This is a genomic window from Endozoicomonas arenosclerae, from assembly GCF_001562015.1.
Lineage (GTDB): Bacteria > Pseudomonadota > Gammaproteobacteria > Pseudomonadales > Endozoicomonadaceae > Endozoicomonas_A > Endozoicomonas_A arenosclerae.
This window is the reverse complement of the sequence record NZ_LASA01000081.1, coordinates 1-15,383: the sequence shown is the minus strand read 5'-3', so window position 1 is coordinate 15,383 and position 15,383 is coordinate 1. Positions and strand designations below refer to the sequence as shown.

The 15,383-nt window shown below is 47.0% G+C and carries 15 protein-coding genes and 1 pseudogene; 8 read left to right on the top strand and 8 right to left on the bottom strand.

The features are described from left to right. Positions 1 to 193 (top strand): hypothetical protein (locus WG89_RS31165; protein ID WP_216638471.1); only part of this gene is annotated, 193 nt, incomplete at its 5' end. A 182-nt stretch (positions 194 to 375) separates the two neighbouring features. Then, complete coding sequence (locus WG89_RS12390; RefSeq protein ID WP_153301564.1) at positions 376 to 924, top strand: hypothetical protein; 549 nt, start codon at positions 376 to 378, stop codon at positions 922 to 924. Here the strand turns inward: WG89_RS12390 and WG89_RS12385 are convergent. Next, on the bottom strand, positions 917 to 1,300 hold the full coding sequence (locus WG89_RS12385) for a gamma-butyrobetaine hydroxylase family protein (RefSeq protein WP_062266399.1): 384 nt from the start codon (positions 1,298 to 1,300) through the stop codon (positions 917 to 919). The two genes, WG89_RS12390 and WG89_RS12385, sit on opposite strands and share 8 nt — an antisense overlap. A gap of 279 nt (positions 1,301 to 1,579) precedes the next feature. On the opposite strand from WG89_RS12385, the gene WG89_RS12380 reads away from it, so the two are divergent. Beyond that, a complete protein-coding gene (locus tag WG89_RS12380) occupies positions 1,580 to 2,809 on the top strand; it encodes a Wzz/FepE/Etk N-terminal domain-containing protein (protein WP_062266397.1) in 1,230 nt (409 codons plus the stop codon). Here WG89_RS12380 and hslU read toward each other — a convergent pair. The 4 genes from hslU to WG89_RS12360 all read right to left on the bottom strand — a co-directional run bounded on the left by hslU (position 2,751) and on the right by WG89_RS12360 (position 7,640). After that, positions 2,751 to 4,091: an HslU--HslV peptidase ATPase subunit gene (hslU, locus tag WG89_RS12375; protein WP_062266394.1), complete on the bottom strand. Its 1,341-nt coding sequence runs from the start codon at positions 4,089 to 4,091 to the stop codon at positions 2,751 to 2,753. The genes WG89_RS12380 and hslU overlap by 59 nt on opposite strands. A 128-nt stretch (positions 4,092 to 4,219) precedes the next feature. Continuing rightward, positions 4,220 to 4,768: an ATP-dependent protease subunit HslV gene (gene hslV, locus WG89_RS12370; RefSeq protein WP_062266391.1), complete on the bottom strand. Its 549-nt coding sequence runs from the start codon at positions 4,766 to 4,768 to the stop codon at positions 4,220 to 4,222. A gap of 179 nt (positions 4,769 to 4,947) precedes the next feature. Then, a complete protein-coding gene (locus WG89_RS12365; protein WP_062266388.1) occupies positions 4,948 to 7,050 on the bottom strand; it encodes a S9 family peptidase in 2,103 nt (700 codons plus the stop codon). Next, the gene (locus tag WG89_RS12360) at positions 7,047 to 7,640 is read right to left on the bottom strand and encodes an SPOR domain-containing protein (RefSeq protein ID WP_062266385.1); all 594 of its coding nucleotides are present in this window, start codon (positions 7,638 to 7,640) and stop codon (positions 7,047 to 7,049) included. Before WG89_RS12360 ends, WG89_RS12365 begins: the two co-directional genes overlap by 4 nt. Here WG89_RS12360 and WG89_RS12355 point away from each other — a divergent pair, their 5' ends adjacent. Further along, the gene (locus WG89_RS12355; protein ID WP_062266382.1) at positions 7,641 to 7,904 is read left to right on the top strand and encodes a hypothetical protein; all 264 of its coding nucleotides are present in this window, start codon (positions 7,641 to 7,643) and stop codon (positions 7,902 to 7,904) included. 225 nt (positions 7,905 to 8,129) lie between these two features. After that, positions 8,130 to 9,872 (top strand): arginine--tRNA ligase, encoded by a 1,743-nt coding sequence (gene argS, locus WG89_RS12350; RefSeq protein ID WP_062266380.1) that lies wholly within the window; start codon positions 8,130 to 8,132, stop codon positions 9,870 to 9,872. Positions 9,873 to 9,910: 38 nt separating this feature from the next. Here the strand turns inward: argS and WG89_RS12345 are convergent, their stop codons facing one another. Beyond that, the gene (locus WG89_RS12345; RefSeq protein WP_062266377.1) at positions 9,911 to 11,533 is read right to left on the bottom strand and encodes an FMN-binding glutamate synthase family protein; all 1,623 of its coding nucleotides are present in this window, start codon (positions 11,531 to 11,533) and stop codon (positions 9,911 to 9,913) included. Between the two features lie 307 nt (positions 11,534 to 11,840). On the opposite strand from WG89_RS12345, the gene WG89_RS12340 reads away from it, so the two are divergent. The 3 genes from WG89_RS12340 to WG89_RS12330 all read left to right on the top strand — a co-directional run bounded on the left by WG89_RS12340 (position 11,841) and on the right by WG89_RS12330 (position 14,555). Continuing rightward, entirely contained in the window at positions 11,841 to 12,701 is an 861-nt protein-coding gene (locus WG89_RS12340; protein ID WP_216638479.1) for an MBL fold metallo-hydrolase, read from the top strand. A 495-nt stretch (positions 12,702 to 13,196) separates the two neighbouring features. Beyond that, positions 13,197 to 13,694, top strand: a complete 498-nt coding sequence (locus tag WG89_RS12335; RefSeq protein WP_245662912.1) for a type II secretion system protein — start codon at positions 13,197 to 13,199, stop codon at positions 13,692 to 13,694. A 252-nt stretch (positions 13,695 to 13,946) separates the two neighbouring features. Beyond that, the gene (locus tag WG89_RS12330; RefSeq protein WP_062266368.1) at positions 13,947 to 14,555 is read left to right on the top strand and encodes a hypothetical protein; all 609 of its coding nucleotides are present in this window, start codon (positions 13,947 to 13,949) and stop codon (positions 14,553 to 14,555) included. A gap of 82 nt (positions 14,556 to 14,637) precedes the next feature. Here WG89_RS12330 and dtd read toward each other — a convergent pair whose 3' ends face one another. After that, positions 14,638 to 15,075, bottom strand: a complete 438-nt coding sequence (dtd, locus tag WG89_RS12325; protein WP_062266366.1) for a D-aminoacyl-tRNA deacylase — start codon at positions 15,073 to 15,075, stop codon at positions 14,638 to 14,640. A gap of 87 nt (positions 15,076 to 15,162) precedes the next feature. Further along, positions 15,163 to 15,383: pseudogene (locus WG89_RS31160) on the bottom strand (IS1595 family transposase); the annotation flags it as partial.

The following is a 15,383-nucleotide window of genomic DNA, read 5'->3' as shown; positions in this document are numbered from 1 at the left end:
CCGTTACGAAGATATGATGACGCCCTATGAAAAGTTTGTTTCTCTGCAAGATGCCCAGCAATACTTGAAGAGCGGAGTCACCCTGAAAAGTTTGGAGGCGAAAGCGCATGTCATGACCGATAATGAAGCGGCACGAAGGCTTCAAAACGCCAGAGAGAACTTACTAACAGTCATCTATGAACGACCAGCCTGAGGCCGGAGTCATGCACTCTTCTTCAGGCTCATTTTTCAATTGGAAAATACTGTTGATACAGGAAAATTCTGACTGTGTAGACCTCGCATCCCTTCAGGGATAATGGATCAGAGGCATTATGAAATTTCCTGACGATATGGCCGATACAGTGTTCATAGCGCCAATCCTGTAGGGAGACAGGGATGACCAGGTCATTAAATTTGAAACACTTTTCAATATCGGATGTGACGGGAAATAGTTTCAATGGCACATGGCTTATAACGTTACAGATACTGACTCTGTTAACCATGCTGCTTCCTGCTACAGTCCATGCACTCCCCAATGGAAAAATTATGGGGCATCGCTGGCTGTTATCTGCTGTAAAAAACAACCGACCTCCAGCAGGCTACCTTGACCTGAACAACTGCAAACTCAGTAAAAACATCAGTGACCTGCCCGCAGACAATCGGACCTACAGGATCTCTTTTAACGACAATTTTTCCTATGATCCAGAGGACGGCAGTATCACAACTATTATGAATATCCTGTACCAGCAAACCCGCAACTTAGGAGGCACACCCGTTCTTATGAGCAGACCTGCCACCATCATATTGACCAGCAAGCCTCAAAGAGAAGCCATCAGTTATCAGGTGGTTATGACCCACAATGAGAAGACTATGATGCAGCTTTATGAATGCCCCTGGGACAAGGCCGTTTTCCTGTGGAAACCCAAAGGTTCACTCTTCAATTAAGCATCAGTTTGACTACGGTTGAATCCGGATCCCTGCTTTCGCCCGCCTGATGCAGCTTCTCCAGATAACTCTCCCAATACTGTTCCTGATTCAGGCATAAGTCATAGAGATAGCTCCAGTCATAGATACCACTGTCATGACCATCATTAAAGTGAATTTTAATCGCATAATGGCCCACCATTTCTATACTGGTGATCTGAACCTGTTTTTTGCCCGTCTGCAGAACAGGCTTACCATGCCCCCTGACTTCCGCAGAAGGGCTATGGACACGAAGCATCTCACTACTGAGCTGATAGGCTTCTTCCAAGTCGTACCTTAGCTCCAACTGTTGAGACTGTTTATGAAGGTTCAGTGCTTCGGGGATTTTACGCTGCATGGAAAGGCCTCAAATATTCCAGACTGATGACATGATCAAATTTAAAACTGGTAATTAATACTACAACCGGCATCCAAAAGTCTTCTCACAAAAACTCATTGAAACTCAAGGTAAATACAGTAAAAAACACTTAGAGAAATCGATAAAAAGAACAAGAAATCTCTCTCAAACTCATATGATAAGCCCCTCAAATAAGCACAAAATGGAAGAAGACATCGTGATCTCAATTCAGGATAATAAGAGATTATTTTCCAAAGACCGTTACACATTAAGGATTTTATGTCAGGTATGAAGAACCTACAGCCCCACAGCTCAATCTATCACAACCCTTATCCTGACGATGACATCGACCTTTTTGAGCTTATGGAGAAGCTATTTGATCAAAAATGGCTAATCATTGGCATAACTTCTCTTTCTTTACTGATATCAGTCATTGTTGCCTTTAAGCTCCCCTTGAGCTTCTCAGCAAAAGCCGTTTTAAATGAGCCTTCCTCAGCAAATATCGCAGCATGGAATAGTAGCGCCTCCCAAATAGCCTTACAAAATGACGCAAAAGACTCCGATAAGTATCTTTCTACAGAAGAAGCATACACTATATACCTAAAATATTTGACAAGTCCTACAGCAAGTCGATACGCGTTTGAAAGATCAAATCTTGCCAGACCTGCTTCCGAGGACAAATCTTCACTGACTGAACAAGAACTTTCAGCAAACTATCAAACATTTACGGCTAATCTGGCTATTAGCAGAGACAACAATACCTCACGGACAGAAATTCAATATAGCTCTGAAAAGCCTGAGGAATCTGCGCTCATCATCAACCAGGCTCTTTTACCTTATGCCAGAGAACAATTTATCGAGAATATGAATGAAAATTTTCGAGCTCAAGTCAGGATCAAGAAAAAGCAATTACTGGCACAAATCAAACGACTAGAATCAAACTTTATATCCTATAACAGACTCAGACTGACAGAATTAGAAGAAGCCTTCGCACAAGCTCAAGCTGCAGGCATTACAGAGCTCCGGACAAGTGATGTCAATGCAACCATTCTCGATAGCGCAACCTATTTGCTGGGAGAAAAGCTACTCAAGTCAAGAATTGATGCCGTTAAAAAGAGAGCTGAAAAATATCGATTTTACAGCAGGCAACAGACACAAAGTAACACTGATAAACCTTACATCAGAGGTGTAGCCAGCCGTGTTTATGAGATTAATCAGCTGGATAATTTAGATCCTGATTTTTCTTCAATGATGCCTGCCAGCATAGAACAGCCAGCTCTGGTACCCGTATTCCCATCCAAACCCAATAAAAAGCTTATAGTTACACTGGGCGGCATTCTGGGCTTGATAGCGGGTATTTTCCTGGCTCTTATTCGCATTGCCCTTGCGAACAGAAAAGAGAGGCAAAAAGTAGCCGACCAAAACTACTCAGTCATGGCCGGCCACAAGATCAGAGAATATAGCGACTCAGATCTTCATCCTGAACCAACTCACCCAGATGCTCGTTAACGTACGCAGCATCAATCAGCAGTGGTGATTCACTGTGTTCTGTTGAGAGGTCTGCTGCACTGTAGGAGACTTCTTCCAGCAGACGTTCCATCACAGTATGAAGACGACGGGCACCGATATTTTCGGTGTTCTCGTTCACAGTCCATGCCACTTCTGCAATACGAGCAATACCATCTTCAGCAAAAGCGATGTTAAGTTCTTCAGTCTTCAAAAGCGCCTGATACTGCTCTGTCAAAGAAGCATCGGGCTCAGTCAGAATACGAACAAAATCTTTAGTGGTCAGCGCCTTCAGTTCTACACGGATAGGCAGACGACCCTGCAGCTCTGGAATCAGATCAGAAGGCTTGGACAGGTGGAAAGCACCAGAAGCCATGAACAGAATGTGATCTGTTTTGATCATTCCATACTTGGTAGAAACGGTGCAGCCTTCAATCAGAGGCAGGAGATCACGCTGCACACCTTCACGGGAAACATCAGCACTGCCACCTGTAGAACGTTTGGCTACTTTATCGATCTCATCAATGAAGACAATACCGTTCTGCTCTACAGACTCGATAGCGCGAGTCTTGAGTTCATCTTCATTCACCAACTTAGCGGCTTCTTCATCCTGAACCAGTTTGATAGCATCTTTAACCTTCAGCTTGCGCTTCTTCTGCTTACCTGTATTCAGGTTTGAGAACATGTTTTGCAGCTGGCTGGTCATCTCTTCCATACCCGGAGGCGCCATGATTTCTACACCCATGGAGGCTTCGCGGACATCAATTTCGATTTCCTTGTCATCCAGCTGGCCTTCACGCAGCTTTTTGCGGAAAACCTGACGGGTGGAGTTATCCTGAGGCTTCTCGGATTCTTCAGAGAAAGAGCGAGGTGGAGGCAGTAGGGCATCCAGAATACGCTCTTCCGCAGCATCCAGGGCACGGTGTTTAACTCGCTCAACTTCCTGCTCACGCAGCATTTTAATCGCCGCATCAACCAGGTCACGGACAATAGACTCAACGTCGCGGCCAACATAGCCGACTTCTGTAAACTTGGTAGCTTCTACCTTGATAAAGGGAGCATTTGCCAGTTTTGCCAGACGACGAGCGACTTCGGTCTTACCGACACCGGTTGGCCCGATCATCAGGATATTCTTGGGAGTGATCTCGTTGCGCAGCTCTTCATCCAGCTGCATTCGACGCCAGCGATTTCTAAGAGCGATGGCTACAGCACGCTTGGCATCATCCTGGCCAACAATGTGTTTATTCAGTTCGTGAACGATTTCACGAGGGGTCATATTCGACATGTCACAAACTCTGTAAGCAAAAAATCAATTCTCTAACCGTAAAACTCTGCCATTCACAACTCTTTATGCTTAAAGAGGAGCTGGCTCACCGGTTTAAGGTTTTTATCAGCACAGGGCTTTCTGGAAGCTCAGGTCTGTTCGATCTTGATTTCTTCAATGACTCGGTTCTGGTTGGTGTAGACGCATACATCAGCGGCTATTTCCAGACTTTTCTCTACGATGTCTTTCGCACCCAGATCAGTATTCTGATAAAGCGCTTTTGCAGCTGACTGAGCAAAGAAGCCGCCTGAACCAATGGCCAGAATACCATCGTCAGTGACCATGACATCGCCATTTCCGGTAATGACCAGAGACGCCTTGGCATCAGCCACGATCAACATAGCTTCCAGACGCTGCAAAGTCCTGTCAGTACGCCATTCTTTTGCCAGCTCAACAGCGGCTTTTTCCAGACGCCCCTGGTGTTTTTCCAGTTGCGCTTCAAAGCGTTCAAACAGTGTGAATGCGTCTGCTGTACCACCTGCAAAGCCTGCGATGACCTTGCCTTTAAACAGGCGACGCACCTTATGGGCATTGCCCTTGATGACGGCGTTACCCAGTGAAACCTGACCATCACCGCCTACGACCACACTGTCATTGCGACGAACGGACAGAATGGTGGTGCCACGATACTGTTCCAAGGTGGGCTCCTTTTGGCATGATTGTTTAATTCAAAACTTAATATTGGGGATGAGACTGAATTATCAAGGGCAGTGGTTAAAAAAGTTTCTTATGGCAGGGATAAGTTTAATAGCAGGACTATCGTTTAAGTTTTATAGAACCGGCTCGACGAGCCGGTTCACTCGAATCAAAATCACCACTAACTGATACTAAAACACCTCAGAATGAAGGCATAGTCAAAAGCAATATCTTCAATCCATTCGTAACGCTTACTGGCACCGGCATGGCCCGCATGCATTTTCATATTGAGAATCAAAGGATTGTCATCTGTTTTCATCGCCCTCAGCTTAGCCACCATCTTGGTAGGTTCCCAATAGGTGACCTGCTCATCGGATATGCCGGAGTTATAAAGTGTTGGAGGATACTCCATAGCTTTAACGTTGTCGTAGGGCGAATAGCTGGAGATGTATTCAAAGTCTGCTTTACTGGTAATGGGATTACCCCACTCTTCCCACTCCGGAGCGGTCAGAGGCAAGGATGCATCACTGATAGTATTGATCACATCCACAAAGGCTACATCAGCCACCACACAGCCAAAGAGATCAGGTCTCATGTTGGTTACTGCGCCCATCAACAAGCCACCAGCACTGCCACCGTTAATAGCAATTTGACCTTTGGCCGTATAGTCACGGTCAATCAGATGCTCACAGCAATCGATAAAATCATTAAAGGTATTCATCTTGTGCTGCATTTTGCCGTCAAGGTACCAGTTATAACCTTTGTCATCCCCACCGCGAATATGAGCAATGGCATAGACAAAACCACGATCAATCAAGCTGAACTTGGGCGAAGAAAAGCCTGCAGACATGCCATAACCATAAGAACCATAGCCATAGACCATAGCCTTATTGCTGCCATCCAGCTGTAGACCTTTTTTGTGGATAATAGTCAGTGGCACCTGCTCACCATCCCGAGCCTTGGCAAACTCTCTTTTTACTTCGTAGAGAGAACCATCAAAGTTGGGAACATCTTTCTGGTAAACCTTATTCAGGTCACCACTTTCCAGATTCAACTCAAAGACTGTGTTAGGCGCTACTGGAGAATCATAATCAAGCCGAACAACGGTTGCCTGATGGTCCCAGTCACCATAAAACTCGAGACAATAGGCTTCATCCGGCATGGATATCGTTGAGGACTTTTGTTGCGCTGAGGACTCTCTTGAATCCATATCCATTACGACCACTTCATCCAGCATTTTCTGATTATTCTTACGTTCAACAACCAGAAAATGACTGTAAAAATGGATGCTGCTCAGACAGAGATCTTTCTGTTCAGGAATAAACGTTTGCCAGTTTTCCTTCCCCCAACTTCCCTGCTCTGCAGGACATTTCATGACCTTGAAGTCATTGGCTCCGTCCTGGTTCGTCAGGACATAAAAGTCGCCGTGGTAATGCTCCAGGGAAAAGGAGACATCATTCTCACCCACTGCAAACTTCTCAAACTGATCAGAGTCCTTACCCGCCGCATAAACGACATGCGTCGAACCACTGTCCAGATGAACCATGAAGTACTTACGATCATTGGTTCGGGACAAAGATAAGAACATACTGTCGTATTCTTCAGGCTTGGAGAAAATTAATTCCTTCTCAGCAACACCTTTGTGGATATCGATTTTATAGATATCCCGACCACGTCCGGACTCATCACGTTCAACAATGTACAGATGTTCGTTGCCATGCCAGAGGAATGACCCGGTACTATTAGGAAACTCCCAATCCAGATCCTTTCCGGTAGTCAGGTCCCTGACCCGGATCGTTTTTTCCATAGAGCCGGTCAAATTGAAACTGTAGGCAAAGTGAGTCTGATTAAGGTTCGTGCCGGAAGCTCCGAAAATATAAAGCTCTTTGCCTTCAGCTTCCTTGTTGATGTCAAAGTAAATATCTTCTGCTGCTTCTCGCGAGCCTTTTTTGCGACAGAGAATCGGGTAGTCCTTTCCTTTCTCCTCCCGAGAGTAATAAAAGTAATCCCCCTGCTTCACCGGCCAGGACTCATCGTCTTCCTTGATACGGGAAAGCACCTCGCCGTAGAGAGTTTCTTCGACGTCCTTGTAGCTTTTCATCAGCTCATCTTTGTAGGCGTTCTCGGCCTCAATGTATTCAAGAACGGCAGGATCATCGAAACTCAGGTCCCCGGCTATAAACTTCTGCCAGTTTTGATCTCTCAGCCAGTGGTAATCATCCACCCTGCGAATACCATGCTGAACTGTCTCATGCGCTTTCTTTGGAGCCACCGGTGCTTTCATTTCATCCTCAGCAATAAACCGTCAATTTTAAAATCTGCCAGCACTTTTTTGGCCTGATCGATACTTTCACTGGTTTCAAAAGGTCCCAGCTGAACCCTGTGCCATGACTCACCAGCACCGACCGTCACTTTAACCACCCTGGGCTCCTGGCCGGCTAACAGTAGCTGCGCCCTCAAGCGATCAGCATCCTTGGCACTGCGGAAAGACCCTGCCTGCAGTAAATACTTAACACCAGGCTTGGTAGCTGTTTTAGCCTCTGGCTTAGGTGTATCCGCTGTTTTCTCTTTGGTGGCCACTTTAGGCGGCTGTCGTTCTGGTTCAGGCAGAATAACTTCCTGCTCTGGCAAGACAGTATAAAAGTCAAAAACGGGATCGGGCGCTTCCTTTTCAGGTTTTGCTGAATCAACTGCCTTGACCGAAGCATCCACGGGAATGGGGGCTGGTGTCAGCTTGATCAGGAAGGCCACAAAAAAACCGGCAGCAAAACCTGTTATCAGCCACATCCAGCCTGGAAGCTTGGACTGTCGGTTTGATTTTTTTCTGGAAGCAGCCTTACTGGCGCCTCTTTTAGCTGGGGTACGGGTGCTCATATGCCTGGTGCAAAATCAACGTCACAAGAAAAAACGGCTTGTTCATCCTCATGCATGACGTCCGGTTTTGCAAAATATCCTTTTAAAAAAGACCGTTTTCACGAACAGGTTCATATTACCACGGTTACCAGGCGTTACCATGACACCCTCCAGGGGAGCGCCTTTAATTTCAGTAATGCTGGCTATTGTCTCAAAGCGGTTTTATTCGCTATTATTTCCGGCTATGAAATCACTCTCATCCGCCTTTCACTCGGTGAGTCATGAACGGCTTCAGCCAGCAACTGATATTGCCCTCCATCATGGTAAGCGCTTGCGCTGCCTGACTTTCACCCTGCGACGATGCCAAGGCTGACAGATTGCCACTCAAGCAATCGCCACCTTTAACACCATGCCTTTTATTGCAGAACAAGGCTGGCTCTGACCGGGAAGGTCAACAGGCCCTGCTGTTAGATAAGATTGACACAAGTTTCAGACCAAGGACTTTTTTCCATGAATATTCTCAAGCTGCTTGAAGACAGAGTCGTCAAAGCACTGATTGCCGCCGGAGCTCCGGAAGATACCCCCGCCATGGTTCGCCAGAGCGCTCGTGCCAATTTCGGTGACTACCAGTGCAATGCAGTGATGGCAGCAGCGAAGAAAATGGGACTCAAGCCTCGCGACCTGGCCCAGAAAGTGGAAGAGCATCTGGACCTGGAAGGCATCGCTGAAAAAACAGAAATTGCCGGCCCGGGTTTTATCAATATCTACCTTAAGCCTGAATGGCTGGCGGCCCGCCTGCAGGATGCTGTGAAAGACGAACGTTCCGGTGTAGCAGCCACTGAGACCCCGGAAACCGTTATCGTCGATTACTCTGCCCCCAATGTGGCCAAAGAAATGCACATTGGTCATATTCGCTCCACCATCATTGGTGATGCCACTGCACGCACCCTTGAATTCCTGGGTCACAAGGTCATTCGTCAGAACCACCTTGGCGACTGGGGCACACAGTTCGGCATGTTGATCGCTCATCTGGAAGAACTGGAGCAGGACAGTCAGGAAGCCCAGGCCATGGAGCTTTCCAATATGGAAACCTTCTACAAGGCGGCCAAAAAGCGTTTTGATGATGATGAAGCTTTTGCCATCAAAGCCCGTGAGTACGTGGTTGAACTTCAGTCTGGTGACGAGCATTGCCTGAAGCTCTGGAAAAAGCTGGTTGATATTACCCTGTCTCACAACCAGGAAGTCTATGAGCGACTGAATGTATCCCTGACTCCAGCAGATGTTATGGGTGAGAGCGCCTACAACGACAGTCTGCCTACCATCATTAACGAACTGAAAAGCAAAGGTCTGCTCAGTGAAGACCAGGGCGCCAACGTCGTTTTTCTGGACGAATTCAAGAACAAAGACGGTGACCCAATGGGCGTTATCGTCGAGAAGTCAGGCGGTGGTTTCCTCTACTCCACCACTGACCTTGCAGCCCTGCGTCACAGAACCCACTCCCTGAATGCCGATCGAGTCCTCTACTATGTCGATGCTCGTCAGGGTCAGCACTTTGACCAGATCTTCACCATTGCCCGCAAGGCTGGCTTCGTCAACGAAGATACCCGGACAGAACACCACGCTTTCGGCATGATGCTGGGCAAAGATGGCAAACCTTTCAAAACCCGCGCTGGCACCACCATCAAACTGGTAGACCTGCTGGATGAAGCCGAAGAGCGTGCAGCCAGACTGATTGCCACCAAAGCGTCTGACCTCAGCGAAGAGCAGAAAGTGAAAGTCATCAAGGCCGTGGCCATGGGTTCCGTTAAATACGCTGATCTGTCGAAAAACCGCACCAGCGATTATGTTTTCGACTGGGACACCATGCTGGCATTTGAAGGCAATACCGCGCCTTACCTGCTTTATGCCTACACCCGTGTGAAGAGCATTTTCCGTAAGGCGGGTGTATCCGAGTCTGACCTGACAGGCGATATCCTGATCGAAGAGCCTGCTGAAAGAGATTTGGCTCTGAAACTCAATCGTTTCAGCGAAACCATTGATCAGGCTGCTCGTGAAGGTACTCCTCATGTACTGTGCAGCTATCTCTACGACCTGTCTGGCGCTTTCATGAGCTTTTATGAAAACTGCCCGGTGAATAAAGAAGGTGTAAGCGACACGGTTAAGAACAGTCGTTTGCAGATCTGTGCCCTGACCGCTCATATTCTCAAAACAGGTCTGGACCTGATGGGAATTGAGACTGTAGAACAGATGTAATTGCAAGACATGCCGGTCCTCTGGCCGGCATGTCTATTTTATTCCAGACACACCTTCAGCAATCCCTGACCAGACTCCCCAAACGGTAAAAACTCATCGCCCGATGCCTGTGCCCAATGGTTGCTGTATCCAAATATATCTGCCCCCTCCAGCAGACAACCGGATTCAAGAACAGGGTAAATCGTTGCGTAGGAAGCTTCTGACTGATCGGCAAGGCGGCGGAATATATGCCTGCCACTTAACTGATCGGGACTCTCCAGTCCCATAGCGCCAACAATATCCAGAAAACTCGCCACTGTAGCCCGATGATAATTGGCCACCCTGATCTGTTTTTCGGCAACATTGACCGCTTTCCCCCTGATCGGGTCTTGAGTGGTGACGCCAGTCGGACAGTGATTAGTATTGCACCTCAAGGCCTGGATACAGCCCACTGCAAACATCATGGCTCTAGCCGAGTTACACATATCGGCTCCAAGGGCAATCTTTGTCACCATATCAAAACCAGATGCCACCTTGCCGCTGGCAATTATCTTTACCTGCTCTCTCAGCCCTGCGCCCACCAGTGTGTTGTGAGCAAACACCAGCGCTTCGTTCAGAGGCATACCCAAACGATCGGTATACTCCACCGGAGCCGCTCCAGTGCCTCCTTCTGCACCATCAATAGTGATAAAGTCCGGCGCCAGACCCGTTTCCAGCATGGCCTTGCAGATGCCCATGAACTCTATCCGGTTTCCCAAACAGATTTTAAAACCCACTGGCTTGCCTGAGAGGTGCCGAAGATGATCCACAAACATAATCAGCTCTTTGGGTGTTGAGAATGCAGAATGGGCTGGAGGAGACATCACTGTCACACCTTCAGGCACTCCCCTGGCTTCGGCAATCTCTTTTGACACTTTCACCGCAGGCAGAACACCACCATGAGAAGGCTTTGCCCCCTGAGACAATTTCACCTCCACCATCTTCACGGCTTCATGTTTCACTTTTTCAGCAAAGACCGCTTCATCAAAATGACCGTCTGACGTACGGCAACCAAAGTAACCCGTTCCTATCTGCCAGATCAGATCGCCTCCCTGTGCCAGATGATGGCGACTTAATCCACCTTCCCCTGTGTTATGAGCAAAACCTCCCCGGCGCGCCCCTGCATTCATAGCCTTTATCGCATTGGCACTTAGAGCTCCAAAACTCATTCCGGATATATTCAACCTGGAGGCAAGATAAGGTTCAGAACATGTGAGCTCACCAATTAAAAGCTTGCCATGGGACGCACCCACCTCCTTTGGCGTCAGGGAATGGTTGGCTCGATGATGGCCACAATCCGTCAGATCAAACTGGGTACCAAAAGGTTGAGTATCAGACTTCCCCTTGGCACGAGAGTAAACCAGGTTACGAATTTCACGATTGAAGGGCCTGCCACTCTGATTGGACTCAATAAAATATTGATGAATTTCAGGACTGATAAATTCCAATGCATAGCGCATGTGACCAATCACTGGATAATTTTGCAGTACATTGTGACTGGTCCAGGTCAGATCTAGAATTCCCAGCAGGGTATAGGGCACCAGAAAAACAAAAAGCCACAGCAATCCAGGCCAGAAGAACGACAATATGAGCGTGATCAGCATCCCGCCGATAGCAATCCAGAAAAACAGTTTACGAGCCATTGCTCCACCTTGATCAACGATGGAAGGTCAGGATAGGAGAGAAAAAGAATGAAAATCAGTTTTGTTGAAAAAAGTCGTTTTGGCAATTTGGATCAAAGCACTCAGAGAGCGCCTTGCCTCTCAAAGTGATCCAAAACCTTTTCAATTGTCTATCAGTTGTCACTCATAGAGAGGAACAAAAAATATAGACGTTCGGCCCCAATTAGAATGCATCTACTGGTTTCATCCGGCTTAATTTATAGTCAACAGGGCTCAAATAAACAGAAAATCAGCACCACCAAACCTAACAACAAGAATGAGGCGTACCATGAAACGGACACTACAGGCCTTGATAGCCTGCACGGTTTTAGCAAGCCCAAACCTTCTGGCACATAATGACCGCTTTAAAAATGTCACCATAGAGCCTGTTAAAGTCAGCGAGAACACATATATGTTTATCGGTGCAGGCGGCAATATCGGCGTTTCTGCCGGAAAAGACGGACTACTCATTATCGACGATCAATTTGCTCCGCTGGCGGAAAAGGTGGCTAAAGCGCTGAATGACATCCAGCCAGGACACCCCCGATTCGTTATCAATACCCATTACCATGGCGACCATACTGGTGGGAATGCCCACTTTGGCCAGCACGGAACCATCATGGCTCACCACAACGTTCTGAAACGCCTGTCTGCTGACCCCAAAGTCCTTCCGGAAGCTTTGCCTGTAGTGACCTATGATCAGGGAATTTCTATCCATTACAACAACGACACACTGGATATTATTCATCTGGGGGCAGGCCATACAGACGGAGACAGTATTGTCCTGTGGCGGGACAAGTCTGTTGTACATATGGGCGACCTGTTCTTTAAGGATCGCTTTCCCTATGTTGATCTGGATGCGGGCGGGACAGTTAAAGGCTATCGGGATAATGTCGCAACGATTCTCGGCAGGATTAAAGACGACACTAAAATCATACCCGGGCACGGTGAACTGGCTACCAAAGCAGAACTTCTAACCTTCAAAAGAATGCTTGATGATTCCATAGAATGGATGCAAAGCAATCTCGATAAAAACAGGACGCTTGCTGATATCAAAAAGCAGGGAGTTCCAAAAGAATGGGAAGACTGGGGCTGGCAGTTTATCTCCGAGGATCGTTGGATAGAAACACTCTACCGGGATCTCAGCTGATCAGAGCCCGACTGAAAATAAGAACTGATGTCTAAGCCACTGACTCCAACATGATCAGGTTCATAGTTCTTTGAGAGTATGACGATCCTAATGGTACTGAAGGTTGCACTCCCCATTCCGTCGGTCTGCTAACCATAGGGACCGGGGCTACCAATCACTCTTAACAGCAGGTCACCCCAGGCTCCGCCTGCACCCTGTGCGTGCTCTGCATTACATTTCAAATGGATAGCTTTCCCACCGAAAGGTCATTAGGATATTGCCGCTCTGTAGAGACCTGAATAACATTCAGACAATAACGTTCAACCAGGCAACAGTGGTTGAGTAAAATACACGACATGTTTTAAGAACTTATTATTGAAACTCATGAAATCTGGAAGTCTGCTCAATCACACCAAGTTACTTTTAACGAGACTTCATCTGTTACTGGTCGCCTTTAGTATTTTGCTCAGTATAAGCCCCCTTTCAAGAGCAGAAAAAAACAGTGATTTATCCAACTTGATCAGTGACTTGAACCTTCTTTTAAATGCTGCTGAAGAATACAGAAAAGACACTGGAGAAGTGCTTCAAGTGACTTCTGATACTGACCCAGCCTATGGTTACCTCAAGATAGACCACCTTATTAGCAATCCAGGAAAAGCTGGCTGGAATGGACCATACCTTCCCTACAAAGATTACTGGCTTGGTGGAGAGCAATATGTCGACCACCCTGTCTATAATGCTGCTCAACTGCTCAGTAAAGAAGAGGGTACCGAATGGGTTCGTGGGAGCACACCCGAAGGTTGCCGAAAATCATCACCGTCGTGCTCCATTGCAGCCTGTATCTGGCTGGTCCCAGGTGATTTAGCTCAGCAGGTTAATTTTGAAATTGATGGAGTATTCAATAAGGCAAGCGCAGATCCCGTTGGCAGAATCAGATACGAAAATGGTCTGTTTGGCGGTATTGTCTGTATGATCGGCGGTCAATACCCTAAAGAAAAATCCCCCGTAGATTAGGCTCTGAGCATCACCTTCATCTGAACTTCACCGTGAGTGATGGAGACATGGCCAAACAGGTAATCCACATCACCAAAGGCAGAATAGAATAGTTAAATAATTAAATATTTATGACAGCGAATCTTTTCCTGAGTCAACTCGTAAGTCATGAGTGAAAGCAGTCGCTTTCATCTGAAGCAGTAAGGACAACGAGAAGACATTAACTTCCTGGAATGTAGTACTTCTACAGCCAGAAATTAAAGGAAATATCTAATGGATTTGCTCTTTAACATTACAAACCTGAAGTCGCTTATTACCTTCGTACACTTGGCAGGTCTGGCTTTTGGCATTGGTGGAGCCTGGGTTCTGGACGGTTTTCTGGTCAAAAATGGTCGTAAGGATATGACTCAGGAAAAGTATCAAACCATTGAGTTCGTCTCAAAGTTTGTACTGACCGGTATTCTGTTACTTTGGTTCTCAGGACTCTCATTTATCGCTTATTACTATTTATGGGTGCCTGAAAATCTGGCCAACGAAAAAGTCTGGGCAAAAGTCTTTATCGTCATCGTACTCAGTATTAATGGCTACTTTGTCCATTCAACGATTCTTCCGAAGCTAAAGACCTGCATTGGCCGAGCCGTCAATGAAACCCTTTCCAGAGCAGAACTGAAACAAATGACCATCATAGGATCAGTGTCATTTACATCCTGGCTCTTCCCCGTCATTCTCGGTGTATCAAAGACCCTGAACTTTACTGTTCCAGCCTTGCATATCATAGCTTTCTACCTGCTATCACTTCTGGTAGCAGTAACAGCAGCCAACTTGCTTACTTGCAGGATTTTCTCTTGTCCGAACCAGGCCCCCGAAAGCAACTGCACATGACTCAATGCTTAATGACCTCTCAATGCTGAAAGCGCAGCTGAGAGGTCAGAACTTTCAATAAGAGCCCAAGACGACAACCACTCTACACTTCAAGATTAAACGTCACTGGACCATCATTTAGCAGAGAGACTTTCATATCAGCACCAAAGCTGCCAGTAGCTACATCATGGTGGAGAGAATGTGCACGCCCTACAAAGTAGTCGTACATTTTCTCTCCATGTTCAGGTGATGCCCCCGAACTGAAGCTTGGTCGAAGACCTTTGCGCGTCTCGGCCACCAGAGTGAACTGGGAGACCACCAGCAACCCTCCTCCGGTATCTTTCAGCCCCAGATTCATTTTTCCATCCTGATCACTGAACACCCGGTATTTGAGTACTTTTTCCAGAAGCTTGTCGGCCTTTGCCTGATCGTCGTCCTTTTCTACTCCCAACAAGAGCAAAAGGCCTTCACCGATTTCGCCTACGATTTCACCATTCACTTGGACATTGGCAAACTGCACTCGCTGGATCAATCCACGCATGGTTATCCTATTCCAGAATTGAATTTGAGAGGTTAGCCCCAGAGAATCTGAGGCTAAAAAGAAAGGCTCTTAATGGATTCCGGGGAGTTATCCAAACAACACTCCCAGAAGACCGGTTAGAGCTGCTTTCCCGCGCTTCTTGATATTGTGCAGGCACTCGAAGAAACCCAAATACAGCGGTAACTTCTCTTGTGATATACCCCGATGAGGACGCAACCAGGAACGCAACAGCGACCAGAACCCCTCCATTGTATTCACATGAATCTCATGAAAACCGTCGCCGTCCTCATCTCGTGCATATTCACCGG

Coding starts and splice junctions, on each gene's coding strand:
- WG89_RS12360 (WP_062266385.1), bottom strand. CDS start 7,640: ATGAGCACCCGTACCCCAGCTAAAAGAGGCGCCAGTAAGGCTGCTTCC.
- hslU (WP_062266394.1), bottom strand. CDS start 4,091: ATGTCGAATATGACCCCTCGTGAAATCGTTCACGAACTGAATAAACAC.
- WG89_RS12380 (WP_062266397.1), top strand. CDS start 1,580: ATGTCAGGTATGAAGAACCTACAGCCCCACAGCTCAATCTATCACAAC.
- argS (WP_062266380.1), top strand. CDS start 8,130: ATGAATATTCTCAAGCTGCTTGAAGACAGAGTCGTCAAAGCACTGATT.
- WG89_RS12385 (WP_062266399.1), bottom strand. CDS start 1,300: ATGCAGCGTAAAATCCCCGAAGCACTGAACCTTCATAAACAGTCTCAA.
- WG89_RS12330 (WP_062266368.1), top strand. CDS start 13,947: ATGGATTTGCTCTTTAACATTACAAACCTGAAGTCGCTTATTACCTTC.
- WG89_RS12365 (WP_062266388.1), bottom strand. CDS start 7,050: ATGAAAGCACCGGTGGCTCCAAAGAAAGCGCATGAGACAGTTCAGCAT.
- WG89_RS12390 (WP_153301564.1), top strand. CDS start 376: ATGACCAGGTCATTAAATTTGAAACACTTTTCAATATCGGATGTGACG.
- dtd (WP_062266366.1), bottom strand. CDS start 15,075: ATGCGTGGATTGATCCAGCGAGTGCAGTTTGCCAATGTCCAAGTGAAT.
- WG89_RS12345 (WP_062266377.1), bottom strand. CDS start 11,533: ATGGCTCGTAAACTGTTTTTCTGGATTGCTATCGGCGGGATGCTGATC.
- WG89_RS12340 (WP_216638479.1), top strand. CDS start 11,841: ATGAAACGGACACTACAGGCCTTGATAGCCTGCACGGTTTTAGCAAGC.
- WG89_RS12355 (WP_062266382.1), top strand. CDS start 7,641: ATGCCTGGTGCAAAATCAACGTCACAAGAAAAAACGGCTTGTTCATCC.